Origin of the sequence: Mesorhizobium sp. M1A.F.Ca.IN.022.07.1.1 (assembly GCF_003997575.1) — a bacterium.
Lineage (GTDB): Bacteria > Pseudomonadota > Alphaproteobacteria > Rhizobiales > Rhizobiaceae > Mesorhizobium.
The window spans coordinates 1-857 of sequence record NZ_RZST01000685.1; the positions used below are offsets into that span (position 1 = coordinate 1).

1 pseudogene is annotated in these 857 nt (G+C 61.3%); it reads left to right on the forward strand.

From position 1 onward, the window contains the following. Window positions 1–85 precede the first annotated feature (85 nt). Window positions 86–840, forward strand: a pseudogene (locus tag EOA75_RS33385) (IS5 family transposase). Window positions 841–857: the final 17 nt, after the last annotated feature.

Genomic DNA, 857 nt, shown 5'->3' on the forward strand with positions numbered 1-857 from the left:
CTAGGTCCAATCTACATTCAGGATTCTCAACGCGGTTTGGCGTTGATTCATTGTGTTCCGAGGGTTCTGATTCGGAGCGCGACGGATGGCCAAACGGTACGAACTGACGAACGTCCAGTGGGCGCGCATCGCTGCGCTGTTGCCGGGTAAGGCGGGTGATCCGGGCCGCACCGCAGCCGACAATCGCCTGTTCGTCAACAGTGTCCTGTGGGTGCTGCGCTCCGGCGCCCACTGGCACGACCTGCCGATGCGGTACGGCAAATGGAAGAGCGTCCATACCCGCTTCTCGCGTTGGGCCAACAAAGGCGTGTGGGAGCGGGTCTTCAAAGCCCTCATCGACGATCCCAACAATGAATATCTCATGCTCGACACCACCCTGGTTCGCGCCCACCAGCAGGCAGCGACCGGAAAAGGGGGGACCAGAACCAGGCTCTGGGGCGTTCCCGAGGAGGACTGACCACCAAGATCCACATGCTCGCCGATGCCCTTGGCCGGCCACTGCGCTTCATCCTCACCGGCGGGCAGGCGCATGACATCGTCACTGCCGCGGCGCTGCTCGATGGCATGAAGGGCGGCGCCGTCATCGCTGACAAAGCGTACGACAGCAACGACTTGCGCCGGATCATCGCCGACGCCGACATGCTTGCCGTCATCCCTTCCAAGCGATCCCGCAAAGTGCCGATCCCGCACGACATCGTTCTCTACAAGACCCGCAACCGCATCGAACGCTGCTTCAACAAGCTCAAGCATTTCAGACGCTTCGCCACACGCTTCGATCGTCGCGCCGGCCACTTCCTCGCCTTCATCCATCTCGCCGCAGCTATGTTATGGATGCGCTGAATGTCGATTCAGCCTAG